Raw genomic sequence first — 2636 nt, forward strand, 5'->3', positions numbered from 1 at the left:
CCATAGTCCTGTCTCCAATCGTGGGAATCCAAATTAATTCTTGGTCATGATTATGAATGTAGTTGCTCATGTACTGGATGAACTCCTTCGTAACGTGGGCTTCATCGTAAGAGGTAGTCTGAAGGCAGCTCTCGTAGCTCCAGTAGAAGCCGAGTCTGTTGCCGTCAAATACGCTCAAAACACCATCAATCCAGTCCTTCCAGTACGAGTTAGCAAAACCTTTGGATGGGTCGTCCCTTAACTCACCATCGCCATAGCTGAAGGGTATTGTAATGTAATACTTTATTGAGTCAACGTGTGACATAATCCAGAGGGCCAAATAGCGACCATCATCGTACCCGTCCCCGGTGTAGTTGATTCTTTTACCTTCACCACCAAGAAAAACAACCCTGTCAAAACCCCTGTCCTTGAACCACTGGACTACCTCATAGTAAGAAGTTGGCTCTCTCCCCCCAAGAGTCATCCTAGACTCGTAGGTCCCGAGGTTTTCATTCCACCGAACCCACCACAAACCAAACTTAAACATAAAAATCACTAATTCTGAGTAGTTATTTAACGTATAAAAACATTTTGGTTAAACAAATGAGATCAAAAGAGACGAAAAGTGCCAAAATGATCAAATTTAAGGAGAAGTAAAGAATTACAACCCCTTTTCCTCAAGTGAGAAGACAACCCAAAAGGGATTTGTTCAAAAAGGAAGAAACCCAGAGAATTCAGACGTATTTGAACTCCTCTTCAAGCTCGTTCTTCTCCTTTATCTTCCAGAAGAGCTTTCCTTCCTTCTGGTAGCTCTCAACTTTTCCCTGCTCCGCAAAGCGGAGAAGGTATCTCCTGACCTCCATCGGGTTTATGCCAGTAGCCTCGGCTATCTCCTCCACCGTCTTCGGACCGTCCTCTAGGACTTCCAGCACCTTTACGTTCTTCATTCTCCTCCCTCCAGTTTTTTGTAGCGCTCCAACAGTTCCATTATCTTTCCCATCACCCTTAAATGTTTCTCAAGCTCTCCGGGGTCATCGGGGAGGGAGTTTGCAAGCTCATTGAGCTTTTCCATGAGCCTTTCTTCAACGCCCCTCATCTCCTTCTTCCTCTTCTTCGCCCTGTACTCGCAGACCGGACAGAATACCCTCCCGTCCTTCTCAAATAGTGGCGAGCCGCACTTGGGGCAGTGCCTGTCGAGCATCTTAGCTCCAGAGAGCATGAGGGGCATTATGACATTCCTTATCTCCTCCTCCGTCGGACCTCCCAAGGTCATCCCTCCCCTAGGAGCCTGAAGACCTCGAAGAAGGCTTTCTTTCCGAGGCGGGAGCGCCTCATCCTGTCCGATATCTCAGCTATGTCGAAGGCTACGACGTTGAAGTTCTCCTTTATGGCCCCGAGGATTTCGAGGAGCCTCTCCAGCGTCAGCTCACCGTGCTGGAAGCGGGCTATTCTGTATTCAGGCTTCAGGACGTCCATATCAATGGTAAGGTAAACGTCCCTTCCGAGGTAGCGCTTCGCATCCTCCATTATTTCCTCCATTGAGTTCGTCTGGAAGTTCTTGTAGGCCCGCCACTTCCCCCTCACCTTCCTGCTCCTCAGCAGGGCCGGGAAGATCTTGACGCGCCTCGTCCAGAGCTGGGTTCTCTCGGTTGTTGGTATCATAAGTACTGGAGCCATTACGACGGCCCGCTCGACGAGCCCCTTCTCAAGGGCGTAGGCCAGCCAGGAGCCGTGGTCGAGGTAGTCGTGCATAAGATCCGTGTGGGCATCGACGCTTATCAAGGCCTTTGGGTGGAGCTTTTCAACTATCCCATATGTAGCGAGGTGCTCCCCTACAACGTAGGCTTTATCAGCCGGAATCGTCTCCGGGAGGAGCTCCACCTTACTGCTGCTCGTCTCAACTATGACGTAGTTGCCGACGAGTTTATTCCGTTTCAAATACTGGAGGGCGTAGAGGACGCCATCCCTGTTGGGCCTCTCGCCGAATGGGATGAAAGTTACCATTACTCCCCCACCCAACTGGCTTTGGGAACCATCTTTTAAACTTTGACTGGGACGTTTGACTTTTTTTATGCCAAAACCTAAAGCCAAACTTTAAAAACTCGTCCCCGGAGAATAAAACGAAAACTCTTTGGGGGCAGCTTCATGATACTTCAGGTTGCACTTGATTTGACCGACATTGAACAGGCCATGTCAATAGCCGAGAAGGCAGCACGCGGTGGCGCCCACTGGCTTGAGGTTGGGACACCCCTCATCAAGAAGGAGGGAATGCGTGCAGTTGAGCTTATGAAGAGGCGCTTCCATGACAGGAAGATAGTCGCAGACCTAAAGACGATGGACACCGGGGCTCTGGAGGTTGAGATGGCGGCGAGACACGGTGCAGACGTCGTCTCGATTCTTGGAGTTGCCGACGACAAGACGATAAAGGACGCCGTCGAAGTCGCGAGGAGGTATGGGATAAGGGTCATGGTCGACCTCATCGGAGTCAAAGACAAGGTGAAGAGGGCCAAAGAGCTTGAAAAGATGGGTGTCCACTACATACTCGTCCACACGGGTATAGACGAGCAGGCCCAGGGTAAGAACCCACTGGAAGATCTTGAAAAGGTCGTGAAGGCCGTTAACGTCCCGGTCGCGGTCGCAGGTGGTCTGAACCTTGA

General features: G+C 50.5%; 4 protein-coding genes and 1 pseudogene. 1 reads left to right on the forward strand and 4 read right to left on the reverse strand.

The genetic code is table 11. The features are described from left to right. From MVD07_RS03400 to MVD07_RS03415, 4 genes and pseudogenes are all read right to left on the reverse strand, one after another. Window positions 1–526, reverse strand: a pseudogene (locus MVD07_RS03400) (DUF4855 domain-containing protein); the annotation flags it as partial. Window positions 527–713: 187 nt separating this feature from the next. Then, window positions 714–926 carry a helix-turn-helix domain-containing protein gene (locus MVD07_RS03405; RefSeq protein WP_297498671.1) on the reverse strand — a complete coding sequence of 71 codons (213 nt, stop codon included), beginning with the start codon at window positions 924–926 and terminating at the stop codon, window positions 714–716. Continuing rightward, complete coding sequence (locus MVD07_RS03410) at window positions 923–1252, reverse strand: Sjogren's syndrome/scleroderma autoantigen 1 family protein (protein WP_297498673.1); 330 nt, start codon at window positions 1250–1252, stop codon at window positions 923–925. The genes MVD07_RS03405 and MVD07_RS03410 overlap by 4 nt, the downstream gene beginning before the upstream one ends. Next, complete coding sequence (locus MVD07_RS03415; RefSeq protein WP_297498676.1) at window positions 1249–1983, reverse strand: arginase family protein; 735 nt, start codon at window positions 1981–1983, stop codon at window positions 1249–1251. Before MVD07_RS03415 ends, MVD07_RS03410 begins: the two co-directional genes overlap by 4 nt. Window positions 1984–2124: 141 nt before the next feature. Here MVD07_RS03415 and hxlA point away from each other — a divergent pair. After that, window positions 2125–2636, forward strand: a 512-nt coding sequence (gene hxlA, locus MVD07_RS03420) for a 3-hexulose-6-phosphate synthase (RefSeq protein WP_297498680.1), incomplete at its 3' end; no start/stop codon positions are given.

It is taken from the genome of Thermococcus sp. (assembly GCF_027008145.1).
GTDB lineage: Archaea > Methanobacteriota_B > Thermococci > Thermococcales > Thermococcaceae > Thermococcus.

Excerpts from the sequence above, each read along its gene's own strand:
- MVD07_RS03405 (WP_297498671.1), bottom strand. The coding sequence starts at position 926 with ATGAAGAACGTAAAGGTGCTGGAAGTCCTAGAGGACGGTCCGAAGACG.
- MVD07_RS03410 (WP_297498673.1), bottom strand. The coding sequence starts at position 1,252 with ATGACCTTGGGAGGTCCGACGGAGGAGGAGATAAGGAATGTCATAATG.
- MVD07_RS03415 (WP_297498676.1), bottom strand. The coding sequence starts at position 1,983 with ATGGTAACTTTCATCCCATTCGGCGAGAGGCCCAACAGGGATGGCGTC.